At 68.3% G+C, this 18,389-nt stretch carries 18 protein-coding genes; 1 reads left to right on the top strand and 17 read right to left on the bottom strand.

Translation table 11 applies throughout. The features are described 5' to 3' along the window. Positions 1–3 precede the first annotated feature (3 nt). The 15 genes from nuoK to ACLJRL_RS14970 all read right to left on the bottom strand — a co-directional run bounded on the left by nuoK (position 4) and on the right by ACLJRL_RS14970 (position 15,246). Positions 4–303 (bottom strand): NADH-quinone oxidoreductase subunit NuoK, encoded by a 300-nt coding sequence (gene nuoK, locus ACLJRL_RS14900; RefSeq protein WP_101612053.1) that lies wholly within the window; start codon positions 301–303, stop codon positions 4–6. Further along, complete coding sequence (locus ACLJRL_RS14905) at positions 300–1,145, bottom strand: NADH-quinone oxidoreductase subunit J (protein WP_410656714.1); 846 nt, start codon at positions 1,143–1,145, stop codon at positions 300–302. Before ACLJRL_RS14905 ends, nuoK begins: the two co-directional genes overlap by 4 nt. After that, a complete protein-coding gene (gene nuoI / locus ACLJRL_RS14910) occupies positions 1,142–1,693 on the bottom strand; it encodes an NADH-quinone oxidoreductase subunit NuoI (RefSeq protein WP_410656715.1) in 552 nt (183 codons plus the stop codon). The genes ACLJRL_RS14905 and nuoI overlap by 4 nt, the downstream gene beginning before the upstream one ends. Next, positions 1,680–3,017, bottom strand: a complete 1,338-nt coding sequence (gene nuoH, locus ACLJRL_RS14915) for an NADH-quinone oxidoreductase subunit NuoH (RefSeq protein ID WP_410656716.1) — start codon at positions 3,015–3,017, stop codon at positions 1,680–1,682. Before nuoH ends, nuoI begins: the two co-directional genes overlap by 14 nt. Beyond that, the gene (locus ACLJRL_RS14920; protein WP_410656717.1) at positions 3,014–5,500 is read right to left on the bottom strand and encodes an NADH-quinone oxidoreductase subunit G; all 2,487 of its coding nucleotides are present in this window, start codon (positions 5,498–5,500) and stop codon (positions 3,014–3,016) included. The genes nuoH and ACLJRL_RS14920 overlap by 4 nt, the downstream gene beginning before the upstream one ends. Continuing rightward, the gene (gene nuoF / locus ACLJRL_RS14925; protein WP_410656718.1) at positions 5,497–6,777 is read right to left on the bottom strand and encodes an NADH-quinone oxidoreductase subunit NuoF; all 1,281 of its coding nucleotides are present in this window, start codon (positions 6,775–6,777) and stop codon (positions 5,497–5,499) included. The genes ACLJRL_RS14920 and nuoF overlap by 4 nt, the downstream gene beginning before the upstream one ends. After that, positions 6,777–7,658: an NADH-quinone oxidoreductase subunit NuoE gene (gene nuoE / locus ACLJRL_RS14930; protein ID WP_410656719.1), complete on the bottom strand. Its 882-nt coding sequence runs from the start codon at positions 7,656–7,658 to the stop codon at positions 6,777–6,779. Before nuoE ends, nuoF begins: the two co-directional genes overlap by 1 nt. Then, positions 7,655–8,986 (bottom strand): NADH-quinone oxidoreductase subunit D, encoded by a 1,332-nt coding sequence (locus ACLJRL_RS14935; protein ID WP_410656720.1) that lies wholly within the window; start codon positions 8,984–8,986, stop codon positions 7,655–7,657. The genes nuoE and ACLJRL_RS14935 overlap by 4 nt, the downstream gene beginning before the upstream one ends. Further along, a complete protein-coding gene (locus tag ACLJRL_RS14940; protein WP_410656721.1) occupies positions 8,983–9,753 on the bottom strand; it encodes an NADH-quinone oxidoreductase subunit C in 771 nt (256 codons plus the stop codon). The genes ACLJRL_RS14935 and ACLJRL_RS14940 overlap by 4 nt, the downstream gene beginning before the upstream one ends. A gap of 5 nt (positions 9,754–9,758) precedes the next feature. Further along, positions 9,759–10,307, bottom strand: coding sequence for a NuoB/complex I 20 kDa subunit family protein (locus tag ACLJRL_RS14945; protein WP_005151847.1), 549 nt, complete (start codon positions 10,305–10,307; stop codon positions 9,759–9,761). A gap of 6 nt (positions 10,308–10,313) precedes the next feature. Beyond that, entirely contained in the window at positions 10,314–10,721 is a 408-nt protein-coding gene (locus ACLJRL_RS14950; protein ID WP_410656931.1) for an NADH-quinone oxidoreductase subunit A, read from the bottom strand. A gap of 453 nt (positions 10,722–11,174) precedes the next feature. Continuing rightward, positions 11,175–12,464 (bottom strand): geranylgeranyl reductase family protein, encoded by a 1,290-nt coding sequence (locus ACLJRL_RS14955; protein WP_410656722.1) that lies wholly within the window; start codon positions 12,462–12,464, stop codon positions 11,175–11,177. Beyond that, on the bottom strand, positions 12,461–13,165 hold the full coding sequence (locus tag ACLJRL_RS14960) for a demethylmenaquinone methyltransferase (protein WP_410656723.1): 705 nt from the start codon (positions 13,163–13,165) through the stop codon (positions 12,461–12,463). Before ACLJRL_RS14960 ends, ACLJRL_RS14955 begins: the two co-directional genes overlap by 4 nt. A 126-nt stretch (positions 13,166–13,291) precedes the next feature. Then, on the bottom strand, positions 13,292–14,062 hold the full coding sequence (locus tag ACLJRL_RS14965; protein WP_410656724.1) for an AfsR/SARP family transcriptional regulator: 771 nt from the start codon (positions 14,060–14,062) through the stop codon (positions 13,292–13,294). Positions 14,063–14,175: 113 nt separating this feature from the next. Then, on the bottom strand, positions 14,176–15,246 hold the full coding sequence (locus tag ACLJRL_RS14970; RefSeq protein ID WP_410656725.1) for a glycosyltransferase family 4 protein: 1,071 nt from the start codon (positions 15,244–15,246) through the stop codon (positions 14,176–14,178). 176 nt (positions 15,247–15,422) lie between these two features. Between ACLJRL_RS14970 and ACLJRL_RS14975 the strand changes: the two genes are divergently transcribed. Continuing rightward, positions 15,423–16,253 (top strand): inositol monophosphatase family protein, encoded by an 831-nt coding sequence (locus ACLJRL_RS14975; protein ID WP_410656726.1) that lies wholly within the window; start codon positions 15,423–15,425, stop codon positions 16,251–16,253. A gap of 91 nt (positions 16,254–16,344) precedes the next feature. On the opposite strand, the gene ACLJRL_RS14980 is transcribed toward ACLJRL_RS14975, so the two are convergent. Both ACLJRL_RS14980 and ACLJRL_RS14985 read right to left on the bottom strand, forming a co-directional pair. Beyond that, the gene (locus ACLJRL_RS14980) at positions 16,345–16,812 is read right to left on the bottom strand and encodes a DUF3592 domain-containing protein (protein WP_410656727.1); all 468 of its coding nucleotides are present in this window, start codon (positions 16,810–16,812) and stop codon (positions 16,345–16,347) included. 22 nt (positions 16,813–16,834) lie between these two features. Beyond that, positions 16,835–18,355, bottom strand: coding sequence for a M1 family metallopeptidase (locus ACLJRL_RS14985; RefSeq protein WP_410656728.1), 1,521 nt, complete (start codon positions 18,353–18,355; stop codon positions 16,835–16,837). Positions 18,356–18,389: the final 34 nt, after the last annotated feature.

Genomic DNA, 18,389 nt, shown 5'->3' on the forward strand with positions numbered 1-18,389 from the left:
TCCCTAGTACTTCAGCAGGTTGGTGTCGTCGACCGAGGCCGAGCGCCGGGTGCGGAAGATCGCCATGATGATCGCCAGCCCCACCACGACCTCCGCGGCGGCGACGACCATCACGAAGAACGCCATCACCTGGCCGTCGAGCCCGCCGTTGATCCGGGCGAACGTGACCAGGGACAGGTTCGCGGCGTTCAGCATCAGCTCGATGCACATGAACACGACGATCGCGTTGCGGCGCACCAGAACCCCGACAGCGCCGATGGTGAACAGCAGCGCGGACAGGAGCAGGTAGTACGTCGGGGTCATTCCTCGTCCCCTTCTTTCTTACCTACGAGCGCGTGCGCGTCCGAGACGTCTTCGGTTCCGGCGACCTGCTTGCGCTCGTTGTCGAAACGCGCGGCCGAGGTCGACTCGATGAGGTCGGACAGCGACTCCGGGGCGATCGAACCGTCGGGCAGCAGCGCCGGGGTGGCGACCGAGTTGGCGGTCGCGAAGACACCCGGGCCGGGCAGCGGTGAAGGCCGGGCGTGCTTTCCGGTGAACCGGTCGACGACGAGTTCCTTCTGCGACTTCTTGCCGCCCTTGGCGTGCCGGTCGGTGAACGCGAGCACCATCGCGCCGAGCGCGGCGGTGATCAGCAGCGCCGAGGTGAGCTCGAACGGGAACAGGTACTTGGTGAAGATGAGCCGTCCCAGGCCACCGGGGCCGCCGCCGTCGACGTTCGCCGGGTCGAGCGGCAGCGCCGGGGTGACGTTGGCCATCGCGCGGGCGAGACCCGCCGCGAGCAGCCCGCCGACGCCGATGCCGAGCAGGGTCGCCATGACCCGCTGGCCGCGCAGCACTTCGACGACCGAGTCCGAACTCTCCCGGCCGACCATCATCAGCACGAACAGGAACAGCATCATGATCGCGCCGGTGTAGACGATGATCTGCGTGAAGCCGAGGAACGGCGCCTGCTGGATCATGTACAGCGCACCGAGGCAGAGCATGGTCACGACCAGCCACAACGCCGAGTGCACGGCGTTGCGGGAGAAGATCATGCCGAGCCCGCCGAGCAGCGAGAGTGGGCCGAGTACCCAGAAGGCGATGGTCTCGCCGGTGGTGATCCCGGCCGAAACGTCCGCCTGGGCGAGGAAAGCCGTGATCACTTGACGGCCTCCGTTGCGTCAGTGGCGCCAGAGGGCTGCTGCCGCGCCAGTTCGGGGCCGTTGACGTAGTAGTCCTGCTCGTTCTCGCCCAGCCGCATCGGGTGCGGCGGCTGCTCCATGCCAGACAGCAGCGGCGCGAGGAGGTCTTCCTTGGTGTAGATCAGCTTCTGCCGGTCGTCGTCGGCCAGCTCGTAGAAGTTGATCATCGTCAGGGACCGGGTCGGGCAGGCCTCGACGCACAACCCGCAGCCGATGCAGCGCAGGTAGTTGATCTGGTAGTCGGCGCCGTAACGCTCACCAGGCGAGAAGCGTGCCTCTTCGGTGTTGTCGCCGCCTTCGACGAAGATCGCGTCCGCCGGGCAGGCCCACGCGCACAGCTCGCAGCCGACGCACTTCTCCAGCCCGTCCGGATGCCGGTTGAGCTGGTGCCTGCCGTGGTAACGCGGAGCGGCGGGGGCGCCTGCCTCCGGGTACTCCTCGGTGGCGACCTTCTTGAACATCATCCCGAAGGTGACACCGAAACCCTTGATGGGATCAAACATCCCCATCGCCGGCCTCCCTTCCACTGGAAACCGCCGCGGGCTTGCGCTTGGCAGCCCGGGCTTCGGCCTTCGCGAGGGCCTTTTGGCGCGGGGTTTGATCCGGGACCTGCAGGTCGAGCGGCGGCACCGGGAAACCGCCGCCGGTGACCGGGACGTAGTCGTCGTCCGGCACCTTCTTGTCCGGCAGCAGCAGGCTCAGGATGACGACGACGAGAATGAGCGCGCCGCCGCCGATCAGGATCTGCGGCGTGCTCAGCCCGCCCGAGTTCTTGACCGCGCGGACCGAGACGATCACCACGATCCAGACCAGGTTGACCGGAACCAGGACCTTCCAGCCCAGCCGCATGAACTGGTCGTACCGCAGCCGCGGCAGCGTGCCGCGCAGCCAGATGAAGCCGAACAGCAGGATGAACAGCTTGGCGGTGAACCAGAGCAGCGGGAGCCAGCCCTGATTGAGCGCGTGGTCGGCGCCGACGAACGGGAACTTCCAGCCACCGAGGAACAACGTCGTCGCGAACGCCGAAACGATCACCATGTTGACGTACTCGGCGAGGAAGAACATCGCGAACTTCATCGAGCTGTACTCGGTGTGGAAACCGCCGACGAGCTCGGATTCGGCCTCGGGGAGGTCGAACGGCGCACGGTTGGTCTCACCGACCATGGAGATCAGGTAGATCACGAAGCTCGGCAGCAGCAGGTAGAAGTACCAGCCGCTCTGCTGCGACTCGACGATCTGCGAGGTCGACATCGAACCCGCGTAGAGGATCACGCCCACGATGGACAGACCCATCGCGATCTCGTAGGAGATCACCTGCGCGGCCGAGCGGAGCCCGCCGAGCAGCGGATACGGCGAACCGGAGGACCAGCCGGCCAGCACTAGGCCGTAGACGCCGATCGAGGAGCAGGCCAGGATCACCAGCACGCCGACCGGGAGGTCGACCAGCTGGAGCGTGGTCCGCTCACCGAAGATCGACACCACCGGGCCGAACGGGATCGCCGCCAGCGCGATCAGCGCCGGCACCGCCGAGATGACCGGGGCGAGGAAGTACACCTTGCGGTCGGCGGTGTCCGGGATGATCTGTTCCTTGAACGGCAGCTTGATCGCGTCCGCCAGGGACTGCAGGTAGCCGCCGGGCCCGACCCGGTTGGGGCCGGGACGGTTCTGCATCCGGCCGACGGCCTTGCGCTCCCACACGATCAGGAAGATCGTCAGGATCGGGCCGATCAGCAGGATGACGACCGTCTTGATCAGGACCAGCCACAACGGGTCGTCCGCCAGCAGCGCGGCGCGCTCGGCGGCGTCCGGCATCTGACTGAGCAACGGAGTCACTTCTCACCTCCGGTGAGGTTGACGGGCGAACCGTGTCCCGCGGCCAGCGCCGCGCGGACGGCGGAGCCGTCGGAGTTGCCCGGGAGCCACACGACGCCGTCCGGCAGGTCGGTGATCTCGACCGGCAGCGTGATGGAACCGCGTTCGGTGGAGACCTTCACGGTCTTGCCCAACCCCTCGGCGGTCTTCGCCGAAAGCCTGGCGACGACGTCGCGCCGGGTGCCCTTGAGATGCGGCTCGTCGTCCTGAAGCGAACCGTTGTCGAGCAGCTGGCGCCAGGTGGCGAGCAGGACCTTGCCGTTGGTGGGCTCGGGACGCGCTATGAACGACTCGTTACTTGCGAAATTTGCGAGTAACGAGTCGTTCATAGCACCGGACGGGAGCTTCGCGAGGTCGGCAGCGGCAGCGGCCGGGGTCTGCGTGAAGATGTCCGCGTCCATCTCGACGGCGAGGGTGTCGAGCACCCGGCAGTCCGGCAGGGTGCCGGTGCCTTCGAGGGTGACGGCGAACTCGCGGCGGCGGCCTTCCCAGTTCAGGTAGGTGCCCGCCTTCTCGACCGCCGGGGCGATCGGGAGGACGACGTCCGCGTGCTCGGTGACCGCGCTGTGCCGCAGTTCGAGGCTCACCACGAACTTCACGTTCTCCAGCGCGCGCCGGGCCAGGTCCGGGTCCGGCAGGTCGTCCGGGTCGACGCCACCGACGAGCAGGCCGTCGATGTCCTGACCGGAAGCGGCCTTGAGGATCGCGGTGGTGTCACGACCGGCAGCGGCGGGAAGCGTGACGCCCCAAGCTTTTTCGACCTCGGTGCGAGCCGCGGCGTCGGTGACCGGACGGCCACCCGGCAGCAGCGTCGGCGCCGCGCCGGCCGCCAGGGCACCGCGTTCACCCGCACGACGCGGGATCCACGCGAGCCGGGCTCCGGTGCGCTCCACCAGCCGGTGCAGGGCCGAGAACAGGCCGGGGACCTCGGCGGCACGTTCGCCGACCAGGATCACCGCGCCCTCGGCGAGGAGTGCCTCGTCGACGTCCTTCGCGTGCTGCGCGATGCCGTCGATCGCGGCGGCTTCGCTGCCCGGCGCGCACGCCAGCAGCTCACCGAAGGTCTTGCGGACCGACGAAGTGGTCCACTGTCCCAAGTGGACGACGCGGGTGCGGTTCTTGCGGGCCGCCTTGCGCAGCCGCAGGAACACGATCGGCGCCTCGTCCTCGGGCTCGAACGCCACGCACAGCACCGTGCGCGCCCGCTCGATCTCGCCGAACGTCACGCCGCTTTCCGGCGTCGTCCCGACCACGTGCGCGGCGAGGAAGCTGAGTTCCTCGGCCGAATGCGGGCGGGCCCGGAAGTCGATGTCGTTGGTGCCCAAGGCGATCCGCGCGAACTTCGAGTACGCGTAGGCGTCCTCGACGGTCAGGCGGCCACCGGTCAGCACCGCGGCACCCTTGCCGTCACGCGCCTCGGCGAGACCGGCCGCGGCCGCGCGCAGCGCGTCGGTCCAGGAAGCCTCTTCCAGCACGCCGTCGGCGTTGCGGACCAGCGGACGGCGGATGCGGTCTTCGGCGGTGGCGTAGCGGAAGGCGAACCGGCCCTTGTCGCAGATCCACTCTTCGTTGACCTCGGGGTCGTCGCCCGCGAGCTTGCGGGTGACCTTGCCGCGGCGGAAGTCGGTCCGCTCGGCGCAGCCGGACGAGCAGTGCTCGCACACGCTCGGCGCCGAAACCAGGTCGAACGGCCGCGAACGGAACCGGTACGCGGCCGACGTCAGCGCGCCGACCGGGCAGATCTGGATGACGTTGCCGGAGAAGTACGACTGGAACGGGTCCCCCGAGGTGGTCCGCGAGGCCAGGTCCAGGACGTCGGCCGTCTCGGCCGTACCGATCTGCTGGTGGACACCGCGTTCGAGCAGCTCGATGAACGGGTCACCGGCGATCTCGCGGGAGAACCGGGTGCAGCGCTGGCAGAGCACGCAGCGCTCCCGGTCCAGCAGCACCTGCGAGGAGATCGGCAGCGGCTTCGCGAACGTCCGCTTCGTGTCGACGAACCGGGATTCCGTGCGGCCGTGCTCCAGCGCCTGGTTCTGCAGCGGGCATTCGCCGCCCTTGTCGCAGATCGGGCAGTCCAGCGGGTGGTTGATGAGCAGCAGCTCCATCACACCCTGCTGGGCCTTGTCCGCCACGGCCGAGGTCAGCTGGGTCTTCACGACCATGCCGTCGGCGACCGTCATCGTGCACGAGGCCTGCGGCTTCGGCATCGGACGGCCGCCCATTTCGACCTCGACCAGGCACTGGCGGCAGGCGCCCGCCGGGTCGAGCAGCGGGTGGTCGCAGAAGCGCGGGATGACCGTGCCGAGCCGCTCGGCGGCGCGGATCAGCAGCTCGCCCTTGGGCGCGATGACCTCTTCACCGTCGATGACCAGCTTGACGTGACCCTCGGGCACCGGAGTCTCTTCCGCCGCCGTTTCGGGCTTGTCGGGTGCGATCGTCATGCCTGCGCCCCCACCAATTCGCGCTTGTTTGCCTGACACAAAGCCAGGAATTCATCCCGGAAGTACTTGATCCCGCTCTGGATCGGCGAAACCGCGCCGTCGCCGAGCGCGCAGAACGAGCGGCCGAGGATGTTGTCGCAGACGTCGAGCAACGTGTCGATGTCTTCCTCGGTGCCGTTGCCCGCCACCATGCGCTCCAGGATCTGCGCCAGCCAGTAGGTGCCCTCGCGGCACGGCGTGCACTTGCCACAGGACTCGTGCTCGTAGAACTGCGTCCACTTCATCACGGCCCACGGCACGGAAACGGTCTCGTTGAAGACCTGCACGGCCGTCGTGCCCAGCATCGACCCGGCTTCCGCCGCGCCTTCGAAGTCCAGCGGAACATCGAGGTGCTCGGCGGTGAACATCGGTGTGGACGAGCCACCCGGCGTCCAGAACTTCAGCGGGACGCCGTCCTTCATGCCGCCCGCCATGTCGAGCAGCTCGCGCAGCGTGGTGCCGAGCGGGCACTCGTACTGGCCGGGCTTCTCGACGTGGCCGGAGATCGAGTAGATCTTCGGACCGGGCGACTTCTCGCGGCCCATCTGGCGGAACCAGTCCGAGCCGCCGTTGATGATGTACGGCGCGCTCGCGATGGTCTCGACGTTGTTGACCGTGGTCGGCGCGGCGTAGAGACCCGCGGCGGCCGGGAACGGCGGCTTGAGCCGCGGCTGGCCACGACGGCCTTCCAGCGAGTCGAGCAGCGCCGTCTCCTCACCGCAGATGTATGCCCCGGCGCCCGCGTGCACGGTGATGTCGAGGCCGAATCCGGAGTCGAGGATGTTCGGGCCGAGGTAGCCCGCTTCGTACGCCTCGCGCACGGCCGCGTTGAGACGGCGGATGCAGTGCAGCGCCTCACCGCGGACGTAGATGAAGCAGTGGTGGGAACGCATCGCGTACGAGGCGATGATGCAGCCCTCGATGAGCGAGTGCGGGTCCGCCATCATCAGCGGGATGTCCTTGCAGGTACCCGGCTCGCCCTCGTCTGCGTTGATGACGAGGTAGTGCGGCTTGTCCTCGTTCGGGGGCATGAAGGACCACTTGATGCCCGCCGGGAAGCCCGCGCCGCCACGGCCGCGGAGGCCGGAGTCCTTGACCAGCTGCACGATCTGCTCGGGAGTGCCCTTGAGCGCCTTGCGGATCGCGGTGTAGCCCTCGAGGGCTTCGTAGGACTGGATCGTCCAGGAGTTGGGCGAAAGCCAGCGCTTCGTGAGGACCGGAGTGATGGGGTCTGCCATTACTTCTTCTCCCCTGTGTTAACAGTAGGAAGCGCTACGTCCTTCATGGCGGGCGCGGTCCAGCCGCGGTCCTGCGCGACCTGCGCGCCCCGCAGGGTTTCGACGGCCTGCGAAGGACCGTCGACGTCCGTGCGGTACTGCTGCGCGTCCTCCGGGAAGAACCCGGCGAGCTGCAGTTCGGCGCCCTTGAAGCTGGTCAGCGGCGCGCCGCGCGTCGGGGCGGGCTTCTTGCCCGCCTGCAACGCGTCGACCAGCGCGACGGCCTTGTCCTCGGTCTGGTTGTCGAAGAACTCGTAGTTGACCTGGATGACCGGGGCGAGGTCGCAGGCCGCGAGGCATTCGGCGTGTTCGAGGGTGATCGAGCCCTGCTCGTTCGGCGTACCCGCGGTCTCGTTGTGCCCCAGCGGCTTCTCCTCGGAACCGAGGTGCGTCTGGAGCTTCTTGTAGATCGCGTCGCCGCCCATGGCCGCGCACAGCGTGTTGGTGCAGACGCTCACCAGGTGCTCGCCGCACGGGCGGCGCTTGTACATGGTGTAGAACGTCGCGACCGCGGTGACCTCGGCGTCGGACAGGTCGAGCTGCGCGGCACAGAAGGCGATGCCTTCCTGGCTCACGTGACCCTGCACCGACTGCACCAGGTGCAGCATCGGCAGCAGCGCCGAGCGCGACTGCGGGTAGCGCGAGATCAGGTTCTGCGCCTTGGCATGCGTGTCGGCGTCGAAGATGTCTTCGGGCTTCGCGTTCTCCAGGATCCCTGCCGCGAGGGCGGGATCCGGCGAGATCGCGATGACGTCGACATCACCGCCGGCGGCGACGTGGGTCTGCTCCGCCTGACGGTTGCCCGGTTCGGGTGTCGGCGTCTTTTCGGGCTGGTTGCTCAACGGTCCACTCCCCCCATGACGGGGTCGATCGAGGCGACGGCGGCGATGACGTCCGCCACCAGACCGCCTTCGGCCATGGCAGGCATCGACTGCAGGTTGATGAAACTCGGTTCGCGGACGTGGACCCGCAGCGGCCTGGTGCCGCCGTCGGACACGAGGTGCGCGCCGAGTTCGCCGCGCGGCGACTCCACCGTCGAGTACGCCTGGCCCGCCGGGACCTTGAAGCCCTCGGTGACCAGCTTGAAGTGGTGGATCAGCGATTCCATCGACTGGCCCATGATCTTGCGGACGTGCTCGAGCGAGTTGCCCATGCCGTCACTGCCGAGCGAGAGCTGCGCCGGCCAGGCGACCTTCTTGTCCTCGACCATGACCGGGCCCGGCTCGAGCTTCTTCAGGCACTGCTTGATGATCCGCAGGCTCTGGTGCATCTCCTCGACGCGGATCAGGTACCGCGCCCAGCAGTCCGCGTCGGTCGAGGTCGGGATGTCGAACTCGAACTCGTCGTAGCGGGAGTACGGCTCGGTCTTGCGCAGGTCCCACGGGAGACCGGCGCTGCGCAGCACCGGACCGGTGACGCCGAGCGCGAGGCACGCGTCCACCGGCAGGTAGCCGACGCCCTTGAGCCGGTTGCGCCAGATCGGCTGACCGGTGAAGAGCTTGTCGTACAAGGGAAGCCGCTCGTCCATCGTCTTGACGAACGCGCTGACGACCTCTTGGTAGTCGTCGGGCATGTCCTGCGCGAGCCCGCCGGGACGGATGAACGCGTGGTTCATCCGGAGGCCGGTGAGGTGCTCCAGCAGGTGCAGAACCTCTTCACGCTCACGGAAACCGAGCGTCATCGCCGTGGTGGCGCCGAGTTCCATCCCGCCGGTGGCGATGTAGACCAGGTGCGAACCGATGCGGTTGATCTCCAGCAGCATCACGCGCAGCAGTTCGGCGCGGCGCGGCGCCTGGATGCCGAGCAGCTTCTCGACCGCGAGGCAGTAGGCGAGCTCGGTGGAGAGCGGCGCGAGGTAGTCCATGCGCGTCACGAAGGTGACGCCCTGGGTCCACGTGCGGTACTCGCAGTTCTTCTCGATCCCGGTGTGCAGGTAGCCGATGACCGAGCGGAGCTGGGTGACGGTCTCGCCCTCCATCTCCAGCACGAGCCGGAGCACGCCGTGCGTCGACGGGTGCTGCGGGCCCATGTTGATGACCATGCGCTCGTCGTGGCGCGAGTCCTCGATGACGTCTTCCCAGTCACCGCCGGAAACGGTGTAGACGCGACCTTCGGTGGTGTCGCGGGAGTCGGCTTCGGGGACTTCGGTGGTTTCTTCGTTGACAGTCACGAGTACGACCTCCGCTGGTCCGGCGGCGGGATCTCCGCGCCCTTGTATTCGACCGGGATCCCGCCGAGCGGGTAGTCCTTGCGCTGGGGGTGGCCGTCCCAGTCGTCCGGCATGAGGATGCGGGTCAGGGCCGGGTGTCCGTCGTAGACGATGCCGAACATGTCCCAGGTCTCCCGCTCCTGCCAGTCGGCCGTCGGGTAGAGCCCGACCAGCGACGGGACATGCGGGTCCTCGATGTCGAGGGTGACTTCCAGCCGGATGCGACGGCGGTAGGTCATCGACGTGAAGTGGTAGACCGAGTGCAGCCGCTGCGGGACGTCCACGCCGTAGTCCACGCCGGACAGCGAGCTGAGCAGCTCGAAGCGGAGACCGGTGTCGTCGCGCAGCGTCCGCGCGATCTCGACGAGGTGCTCGCGGGCGACGTAGAAGGTGATCTCGCCGCGGTCGACCGTGGTCTGCAGGATCGCGTCGGACGGAACCTTGTTGTCCGCCAAGGCGGCGTAGAACTCGTCGGCGAACTCGTCGAACCAGCCGCCGTACGGGCGCTCCGCCGGGGGCGGGCTGTACGCGGGGAGACGGACGCCGCCGTAGCCGGAGGTGTCGCCGGTGCCGTGCACGCCGAACATGCCCTGGCGCTCTTTACCGGTGACGACCGGTTCGGCCGGGCGGGCGCCTTGGGGCTCGAGGCCGCCTTCGGGCCGGTCGGCGCTGGACTGCTCGCCGCCGGTCTCCGGGGTTTCGGGGGTTTCTGCGTTGTCGTCAGGCACGTCGCTCACTTCTTCGCGTACTTGATCGAGGAGGCGATCAGCTCGGTGCGCTCACCGCTGGCGGCGCGGATCGCGGCCCGGCGGGCGTTGATCGGCTCGTCCTGGATCTTGGCGTGCAGCTTCAGGATCGCGTCGAGCAGCATTTCGGGGCGCGGCGGGCAGCCGGGGAGGTACATGTCGACCGGGACGATGTGGTCGACGCCCTGCACCACGGCGTAGTTGTTGAACATCCCGCCCGACGAGGCGCAGACGCCCATCGCGAGGACCCACTTGGGCTCGGCCATCTGGTCGTAGATCTGGCGGAGCACCGGCGCCATCTTCTGCGTGACGCGGCCGGCGACGATCATCAGATCCGCCTGGCGCGGCGTCGCGCTGAAGCGCTCCATGCCGAACCGGGCGATGTCGTAGCGGGAGCCGCCGACGGTCATCATCTCGATCGCGCAGCAGGCAAGACCGAAGGTGGCAGGCCACATCGAGTTCTTGCGCGCCCAGTTGACCAGGCCTTCAAGACTGGCGAGAAGGATGCCGTTGGGGAGTTTTTCTTCGAGGCCCATGCGTCTCTAGTTCCAATCCAGGCCGCCGCGACGCCATACGTAGGCGTACGCGAAACCGACCGTCGCGATGAACAGCACGATCTCCACCAGGCCGAACATGCCCAGCGCGTCCGCGGAGACCGCGAACGGGTAGAGGAAGACCATCTCGATGTCGAACAGGATGAACAGCATCGCGGTGATGTAGTACGCGACCGGCATCCGGCCGCCGCCGACGACCGGCTGCGGCGACGGTTCGATACCGCATTCGTAGGCCGCGGTCTTCGCCTTGTTGGGGCGGCTCGGGCCGACGAGCGGGCCCAGCAGGACCGACAGCACCGCGAATCCGAGTGCGAGGACGAACAAGAGGACCAGGGGGAGGTACATATCCAGGTTGGGCACCGAAGGGGTGCCTGCCTGGGTCAGCACGGGCAACATCAGCACGGGGTTTTCGCCATCCTTTCCGCGCCGCTGCGGTTTTCGAGTCGGGGTTCACCGCTTCCCTCGGTCGGCACCCTAAGTCACCTGGGTCACACCGCCGAGGGTTAGGCAACCCTTACGGGCCGTGCATGACGGCCCCCTTGCTTGTGAAATAGTTCACAAGCCTCTCGTCGAGGATGTGAAGGGATTCACAAAGCATGGGGGGAGTGTAGGACGTGACTCACATTCTTGTCCCTAGGCCCCGTGCTATAAGGCTGCCCTAACTTGGCCGCACGGCCAGTACGGTTTCTTCGGGCGCGCGGTACCGGTGACCTGCGACGTCGCTCCGAAGATCGACTCGGGTGCCCCGAATGTCCGGTGCTGTCCTGTGACCGAAAGCACTGTTCCCAAGCACGTGAAGGCCCCCTTCCTTGCGTCTGGCGTAAGAAAGGGGGCCTTCACGTACTTCTGTCAGCGAGGTGAGGGCGTGGCCCTGGCGAGTGCGGCGATGAGGCGATCGACGCCGTCGCCGCCCTTCGCGTCGTAGCAACCCGAGAGTCCCTTGTAGACCAGCGGAAGGAGCGCGTTGACCCGCAACCCGTACTTCGTCGCGACGTGCATGATCTTGGGCTTCCCGATCAGCTTCGCGAAGACGTTGCCCAGGCGGTAGTAGCCGCCCATCATCTCCGCGACGGCGCGCGGGTAGCCCTCGAGCGCCCGCTCACGCGACGGGCCCTCACGCCGCGCCAGCGCCTGGACGACGAACTCGGAGGCCAGCTGCGCGGACTCCATCGCCGCCGAGATGCCCTCACCGTTGAACGGGCTGACCATGCCGCCCGAGTCACCGAGCAGCAGCAGGCCGTCGCGGTAGTGCGGGGTGCGGTTGAAGCCCATCGGGAGACCGGCGCCGCCGACCTTGCCGATGGCGTTCTCCTCGCGGTAGCCCCATTCCTCGGGGGTTCCGTCGAGCCACTGGCGCAGCAGCGCGCGGTAGTCGGTGCTGCGGAACGCCGCCGACGTCGACAGCATGCCGAGCCCGACGTTCACCGTGCCGTCGCCGAGCGGGAACGCCCAGCCGTAGCCGGGCAGCAGCTTCGGGTCGCGCGGGTCGGAGCGGTCCCACAGTTCGAGGTGGCCCTCGATGAACGGGTCGTCGTGGCGCGGGCTCTTGTAGTACTGACGGACCGCGACGCCCATCGGGCGCTTCTCGTTCTTCTGGATGCCGACGCTCAGCGCGAGCCGCGCGGAGACGCCGTCGCAGGCCAGGACCAGCGGAGCGCGGTAGCTCACCGGCGTCTTCTCCGGGCCGACCTTCGCCTCGACGCCGATCACTCGACCGGTCGGGCTGGTGATCGCACCGGTGACGGTGGTGCGCTCGTACAGCCGCGCGCCGGCCGTGACCGCGGTCTTCGCGAGCAGGTCGTCGAAGTCCTGGCGGGTACGGGAAACGCCGTAGGGCGGGTAGCTCGTCAGGTCCGGCCAGTCGAGTTCGAGGGTCAGCTCGCCGGTGAGGATCCGCAGACCGCGGCTGTGCACCCAGCCCGCGTCCTCGCTGGTGTCGATGCCGAGGTCGATGAGCTGCTTGACGCCGCGCGGGGTCAGGCCGTCGCCGCACACCTTCTCGCGCGGGAACTCGGTCTTCTCCAGCAGCAGCACGTCGACGCCCGCGCGGGCGAGGTACGTGGCGGCGGTGGAGCCGGCCGGTCCGGCACCGACGACGATGACTTCGGCGTCGTGGTCTGCGTTGCGACGGGTGGTCATGCGCGTGAGTTTACGGATGGCTTTTTCGCGCGGTGGATGGCGACGACGCCGAACGTGAGGTTCAGCCACTCCACCTCGGTCCACCCGGCGCTCGCGATGATCTCCCCCAGCGTGCGCTGATCCGGCCACGCCAGCATGGATTCGGCCAGGTAGGAGTAGGCCTCGGGGTTCGAGGAGGTCCGGCTGCCGACCCAGGTGAGCAGCTTCGCGATGAACGTCCGGTGCAGGAACCGGATCGGCGGGAATGTGGGCGTCGACACTTCGCAGATCACCAGACGGCCGCCCGGTTTGACCACGCGCGCGATCTCGGTGAGCGCGGCCTTGGTGTCGACGAAGTTCCGCAACGCGAGCGAGATCGTCACCGCGTCGAAGCTTTCATCGGCGAAGGGGAGCTTCAGCGCGTCGGCGGCCACCATCGGGACGCCGCGGTGTTTGCCCGCCTTGAGCATGCCGACCGAGAAGTCCGCGGCGAGACACCAGGCGCCGTTGCGCGCGTATTCGACGGTGGACACACCCGTGCCGGCGGCGAGGTCCAGCACCTTTTCGCCGCGTTTGGCGTCCAGCACCCGCGCGGTGGTGGTGCGCCAGCGGCGGTCGAAGCCGAAGGTCATGAACGAATTCGCGCGGTCGTAGCCGTCCGCGACGTCGTCGAACATGGCGGCGACTTCGTGCGGATCCTTGTCAAGACTCGCTCGGGACATACCCCGAACACTACTTCGCGGCCCCTGAGGGACTTTCCGTGAAGGCCTCCTTGAGGGACTCTGAGTCCCTCAAGGAGGCCTTCACGGACCTTCGGCCAAGCGGGAGCAAAGTGGCTCCCGTAGCGTTTATCTGGCCGGGTGAAGGAGTTCCGGGGATCGGTGCGCACCGGTCCCGGCGGCCTCGCCCGAAAGGATCCGCCGCTCCAGGAACCGCAGCTCGGGACCGGGTTCGAGACCGAGCTGACCGATCGAGACCCGGCGAGCTCGCCGGTACGCGGCCAGCGCGTCGGACGTGCGCCCGGCCCGCCAGAGAGCGTCCATCAGGAGGTACTGGGCGCGCTGACGCAGCGGATGCCGCCGCACCAGATCCGCCAGTTCGACGGCCGCGCTCGCGTGCCGCCCGAGGGCCAGTTCCGCCTGGTAGAGCTCTTCGAGCAGGACCAGCCGGTGCTCCGAGAGCCGCATCGTCTCGTCGGACAACAGCGGGACGTCCAAGCCCTCGTACGGCGCGCCCTGCCAGTGGGCGAGCGCCTGCCGGATCAGGGAAGCGCGCAGCGCGGGATCCGACGACTTCAGTGCCTGGCTTCCGAGCGTCTCGAAGGTCTCGACGTCGAGCTCGCCGGGGTGGACCTCCAGCCGGTAGCCGCCGTTGTCGAACCCGAGCCGCTCGCCCTCGGGCAGGGCCTGCCGCAGCTTGTGGACGTGCCAGTGCAGCTTGGGCACCGCCCGCGGCTCCCACCGGCTCTCCCACAAGGCCTCGGTGAGCACGTCGACGGGGACGAAGGTGTTCGCCCGGACCAGTAGTACTCCGAGCAGTGTTCTTCTCATCCGGCCGCGTAGCGGGACCGACCGCGGACCGGAAGAGATGCTGAACGTCCCCAGTACTTCGAACCTCACGTGCCGTCCTCTCGCTCGATGGCTGAGGGGACGATGAATGCCGGTTGTACAAAAGTGATACAAATGATCTTGGGGTGATCAGCCAGATACAGAGAGCATTCCTGTGCCTTTGATCAGGCGGCGCGGGCGATCTTGCCCTGTACGGCTTCGTAATGGCCGACCAGTTCCTGGCAGACGGCGGGCCAGGTCCGGCCCAGCACGACCTTGCGCGCCTTCTCCCCCAGCCTGGCGCGCAAGGCGTCGTCCCGAAGGTCGTTCACCTTGTCCACCAGCGCCGTCGCGAATTCGGCCCGGTCGGCGGGCAGCAGGAAGCCGGTACGGCCGGGCAGGACCAGGTCCTTCGGGCCGCCCGCATTCGGCGCGAGCACCGGCAGGCCGGACGCCATAGCCTCCTGGATGGCCTGGCAGAACGTCTCGTGCGGTCCTGTGTGGACGAACACGTCGAGGCTCGCGTAGGCGGCGGAAAGCTCGTCGCCGTACCGCGCGCCGAGGAACGCGGCCCCCGGGATCCGCTCGCGGAGCATCGGCAACTCCGGCCCGTCGCCGACGACGACCACGCGGATCCCGTCGATCCCGGCGAGCGCGGTGAGCCGCTGGACCTCCTTCTCGGGCGCGAGCCTGCCGACGAAACCGACCAGCAGTTCACCGTTCGGGGCGAGCCGTGCGCGCAACGCGGGATCGGCGTGCACCGGCGAGAAACGCTCGATGTCGACGCCCCGCGCCCAGCGGTGCACCCGCGGGATGCCGTGCAGCTTCAGCTGTTCCACCGAATCCGACGACGGCGCGAGCGTGCGGTCCGCCCGCGAATGCAGACGGCGTACCCAGCGCCAGGCCGCGCGGGCGGCGAGGCCGAAGCCGTACGCGGCGGCGAAACCGGCGATGTCGGTCTGGTAGACCGCGACGCACGGCACCCGCAGGCGTCTGGCCGCGGCGAGCCCGCGGGCGCCGACCACGAACGGCGACGCCAGATGCACCACGTCCGGGCCGAAATCGGCCAGCGCGGTCAGCACTGCGCGGGTCGGCACGCCGACCGGAAGGGAGTTCACACCGGGGAAGTCGAGGGCGGGAATGCGCACGACCGGGGCACCGAGGTACTCCTCGGGACCCGGCCCGGGGGCGATGATCAGCACGTCGTGCGCACGGTCGCGGAGGTGTTCCACGACGCGGAGCACGGAGTTGGTCACGCCGTTCACCTGGGGCAGGAAACTTTCCGTGACTATCGCGACTCGCACGGCCTCACTGTCGCATCCGGTTGTGACACCCACGCCAACAGCAACGGAACAGTCGCGGCGGATACTCGAGCCGACATGTCATCTCAAGGTCGTGTTCCGGAAACCAGTTTCGGCCACACTAGGCAGGCATGACCCTTCTGTCGTCAAGGCCGCCTCAGCCCGTCGAGCCCGGGTTGCTGTCGAGGGCGCTCGAAGTGGCCGGACGGCTGGCCAACGACGCGACCGACGTGATCACCGCGACCGCCGGACGCGGCGCGTACCCCGACCTCAAGGACTCACCCTTCGACTGGGTCACCGACACCGACCGGATCCTCGAACGCCACACCCGCCGCGTGCTGACCGCGGAATTCCCCGGCATCCCCGTCGTCGGCGGGGAGTTCGGCGCCGACCACGGTGCCGACGTCGCCGAATACCGCTGGGTGGTCGACCCGGTCGACGGCACCGCGAACTACGTCGCCGGGGTCCCCTGGTGCGCCTACAGCCTCGCGCTGATCGACGCGTCCGGCCCGGTGGTGGGCGTGGTCGCCGACCCGTACCGCGCGCAGATCTACGCCGCCGCCCGCGGCCGCGGCGCCCGCGCGAACGGCAAGCCGATCACGCTGACCGACCGCCACGGGACGGCCGGGGCGATCGTGTGCACGGAACTCACACGCAAAGGCGTCTGGCCGGGCATGGGCGACTTCATCGAACGCGCCGCCGCCGCGCACGCCGGCGTGCGGGTGCTGGGCTCGGCCGCGCTGTCGATCGCGCAGGTCGCGCTGGGCCACGCGGCCGCCGCGGTACTGCACAGCTACCGCGAATGGGACGTCGCCGGCTCGGTCGCGCTGGCCATCGAGGCCGGGGCCGTGGTGCTGGACCGGCACGGTGAAGGTGCCGCTCTGCCCGTCGACGCGTTACTGGTGGCGGCTCCGGGGGTGGCCGATGAGGTGCTGGGATGGTGGCAGGACTCCGTCGGCTGAGGGTCCCGCGCACGCTATGAACGACTCGTTACTTGCAAATTTGGCAAGTAACGAGTCGTTCATAGCATCCGTGCGGAGGTGGGCGGAGCCGTCAGGAGGAGGACTCCGGAACCGGGGCCGGAGCGAGAGAGCGCCGGTAAGCCGTCCGCTGCCGCCGGATCCACCACAGCAGCGGACCCGCGACCATCCAGGTGAAGAAGATCATGCTGCCCAGCGGCAGCAGCGTGTTCATCGCCGACCGCCCGGCCACCCGCGCGAGTTCCGGGTCGCCGACGTCGTACTCGATGTTCACCAGCTGCCCGGCGGCCAGGCCTGCCGGGTAGAGCACGCCGTTGGCCGGGCTGTGCATGATGCCGTCCGGGGTGGCGTAGTTGATGATCGTCCGGTCGAACGTCACCGACTCCACCTGCGCGGTCGCCTGGCCGAGTTCGGCTTCGATCGAGCTGTCGTTGCGGAAGGCGGCGAACAGCAGCGAGACGCAGAGAACGGTGACGAGTGAGGCGACAACGAGGGCGGCATACCACCCGATGCGCCTCACCCGCTCCGCTTTGGCCGTCACGCCGCGAGCGTAGCGCTACCCGTCAGTGGGCGTGTCGCTCGCCGAGAATTTCGTGGGTCGCTTTGATCTTCGAGTAGGACTTCGGTGCGGAGGGCGCAACAGCTGCCGAAACAGCCTTCGCCGCCACCCCGTTCGGACCGGCCGCGGGCTTGCCCTTGGTGTAGAGCCAGGTCTGGAACAGGTCGAACAGCGGCTTGCCCGAAATCTTCTCCGCCAGCGCGATGAACTCCGGGATCACCGCGGACTTGCTCTTCTTGGCCTGCTGCCAGGTCTGCAGGATCCGGAAGAACGTGTCGTCACCCACAGCCTTGCGCAAAGCGTGCACCGCGAGCGCTCCGCGGTCGTAGACGGCGGCGTGGAACTGGTTCTCCGCACCCGGGTCGGCGGGCAGGACCTGCCAGAACGGGTCCTCGGCGGGCGCCGAGTCGTAGATGTACTGGGCGAGTTCGTCGGCCGTGCCCTCGCCGGTCTCCTCCGACCACAGGAACTCCCCGTAGGAGGCGAAGCCCTCGTTCAGCCAGATGTCGCTCCACTTGCCGAGCGTGACGTTGTCGCCGAACCACTGGTGCGCCTGCTCGTGAGCCACGATCGAGGTGTTCGACCCGGACCGGAACGCCCGCGCGCCGTACACCGGCCGTGTCTGGTTCTCCAGCGCGAAGGTGATGCCGGTGGTGACGACCCCGCCCTGCGCCTCGAACGGGTAAGGCCCGAACTTCGAGGCGAGGAACTCGGTGATCTCCGGCGTCCGCTCGATGCTGGCCTTCGCCGCACCGGCCGATTCTCCGAGGTCCGCGCCGTACGCGGTGATGAACGGCTTGCCGTCCGGCGTGGTCTGCTCGTTGACCTCGAACTTGCCGACCTCGAGCGAGGTCAGGTACGGCGCCTGCGGTTTGGTGCTGCGCCAGTTCCAGCGCGTCCAGCCCGGCCGCTGCACCGTCTTGCGCACGAGCGACCCGTTCGACAGCGCCGAGACGTCGTTCGGGACCTCGACGGAGACGTCGTAGGTGGCCAGGTCGGTCGGGTGGTCGTTGGACGGGAACCACCAGGCCGCGCTCTGCGGCTCGTCGACGGCCAGCGCGCCGTCCGGGGTCTTCTTCCAGGCGGTGAAGCCGTCGATCTTCACCTTCGACGGCGTGTCCGCGTAGGCCACGACGACGGTCGCCGTCTGGCCTTTCTTCAGCGGGGTCGCCGGGGTGACGCTCAGCTCACCGGTGCCGTCGGTCGACGTCGCGAACTGCGCGGGCCGGTTGTTGACCCGGACGCTCGACACCTTGAGCCCGAAGTCGAGGTTGAACCGCGAGAGGTCCTGTGTCGCGGTGAGCAGGATCGTCGTGGCCCCGGACAGCAGGTCCGTCGAAGGCGCGTAGGTCAGTCTGAGGTCGTAGTGCCCGACGTCGTAGCCGCCGTTTCCGGCGTGCGGGTAGTACGGGTCGCCGATCCCGATCGAGCCGGGCGCGGGTGCGGCGGCCGCGGTGCCCACGAGCAGCACCGAGACGACGCCCGCGGTCAGTCCGGCGAAGCCGGCGCGAGTGTTCAAGCGCATGGAGAATCCCTCCCAGGATTTGTCTGCGCGCTCG

Source organism: Amycolatopsis sp. lyj-112, assembly GCF_046549055.1.
Lineage (GTDB): Bacteria > Actinomycetota > Actinomycetes > Mycobacteriales > Pseudonocardiaceae > Amycolatopsis.

Excerpts from the sequence above, each read along its gene's own strand:
- ACLJRL_RS14950 (WP_410656931.1), bottom strand. The coding sequence starts at position 10,721 with ATGTTGCCCGTGCTGACCCAGGCAGGCACCCCTTCGGTGCCCAACCTG.
- ACLJRL_RS14945 (WP_005151847.1), bottom strand. The coding sequence starts at position 10,307 with ATGGGCCTCGAAGAAAAACTCCCCAACGGCATCCTTCTCGCCAGTCTT.
- nuoK (WP_101612053.1), bottom strand. The coding sequence starts at position 303 with ATGACCCCGACGTACTACCTGCTCCTGTCCGCGCTGCTGTTCACCATC.
- nuoF (WP_410656718.1), bottom strand. The coding sequence starts at position 6,777 with ATGGCAGACCCCATCACTCCGGTCCTCACGAAGCGCTGGCTTTCGCCC.
- ACLJRL_RS14960 (WP_410656723.1), bottom strand. The coding sequence starts at position 13,165 with ATGTCCCGAGCGAGTCTTGACAAGGATCCGCACGAAGTCGCCGCCATG.
- ACLJRL_RS14955 (WP_410656722.1), bottom strand. The coding sequence starts at position 12,464 with ATGACCACCCGTCGCAACGCAGACCACGACGCCGAAGTCATCGTCGTC.
- ACLJRL_RS14975 (WP_410656726.1), top strand. The coding sequence starts at position 15,423 with ATGACCCTTCTGTCGTCAAGGCCGCCTCAGCCCGTCGAGCCCGGGTTG.
- ACLJRL_RS14920 (WP_410656717.1), bottom strand. The coding sequence starts at position 5,500 with ATGACGATCGCACCCGACAAGCCCGAAACGGCGGCGGAAGAGACTCCG.
- nuoI (WP_410656715.1), bottom strand. The coding sequence starts at position 1,693 with ATGGGGATGTTTGATCCCATCAAGGGTTTCGGTGTCACCTTCGGGATG.
- ACLJRL_RS14985 (WP_410656728.1), bottom strand. The coding sequence starts at position 18,355 with ATGCGCTTGAACACTCGCGCCGGCTTCGCCGGACTGACCGCGGGCGTC.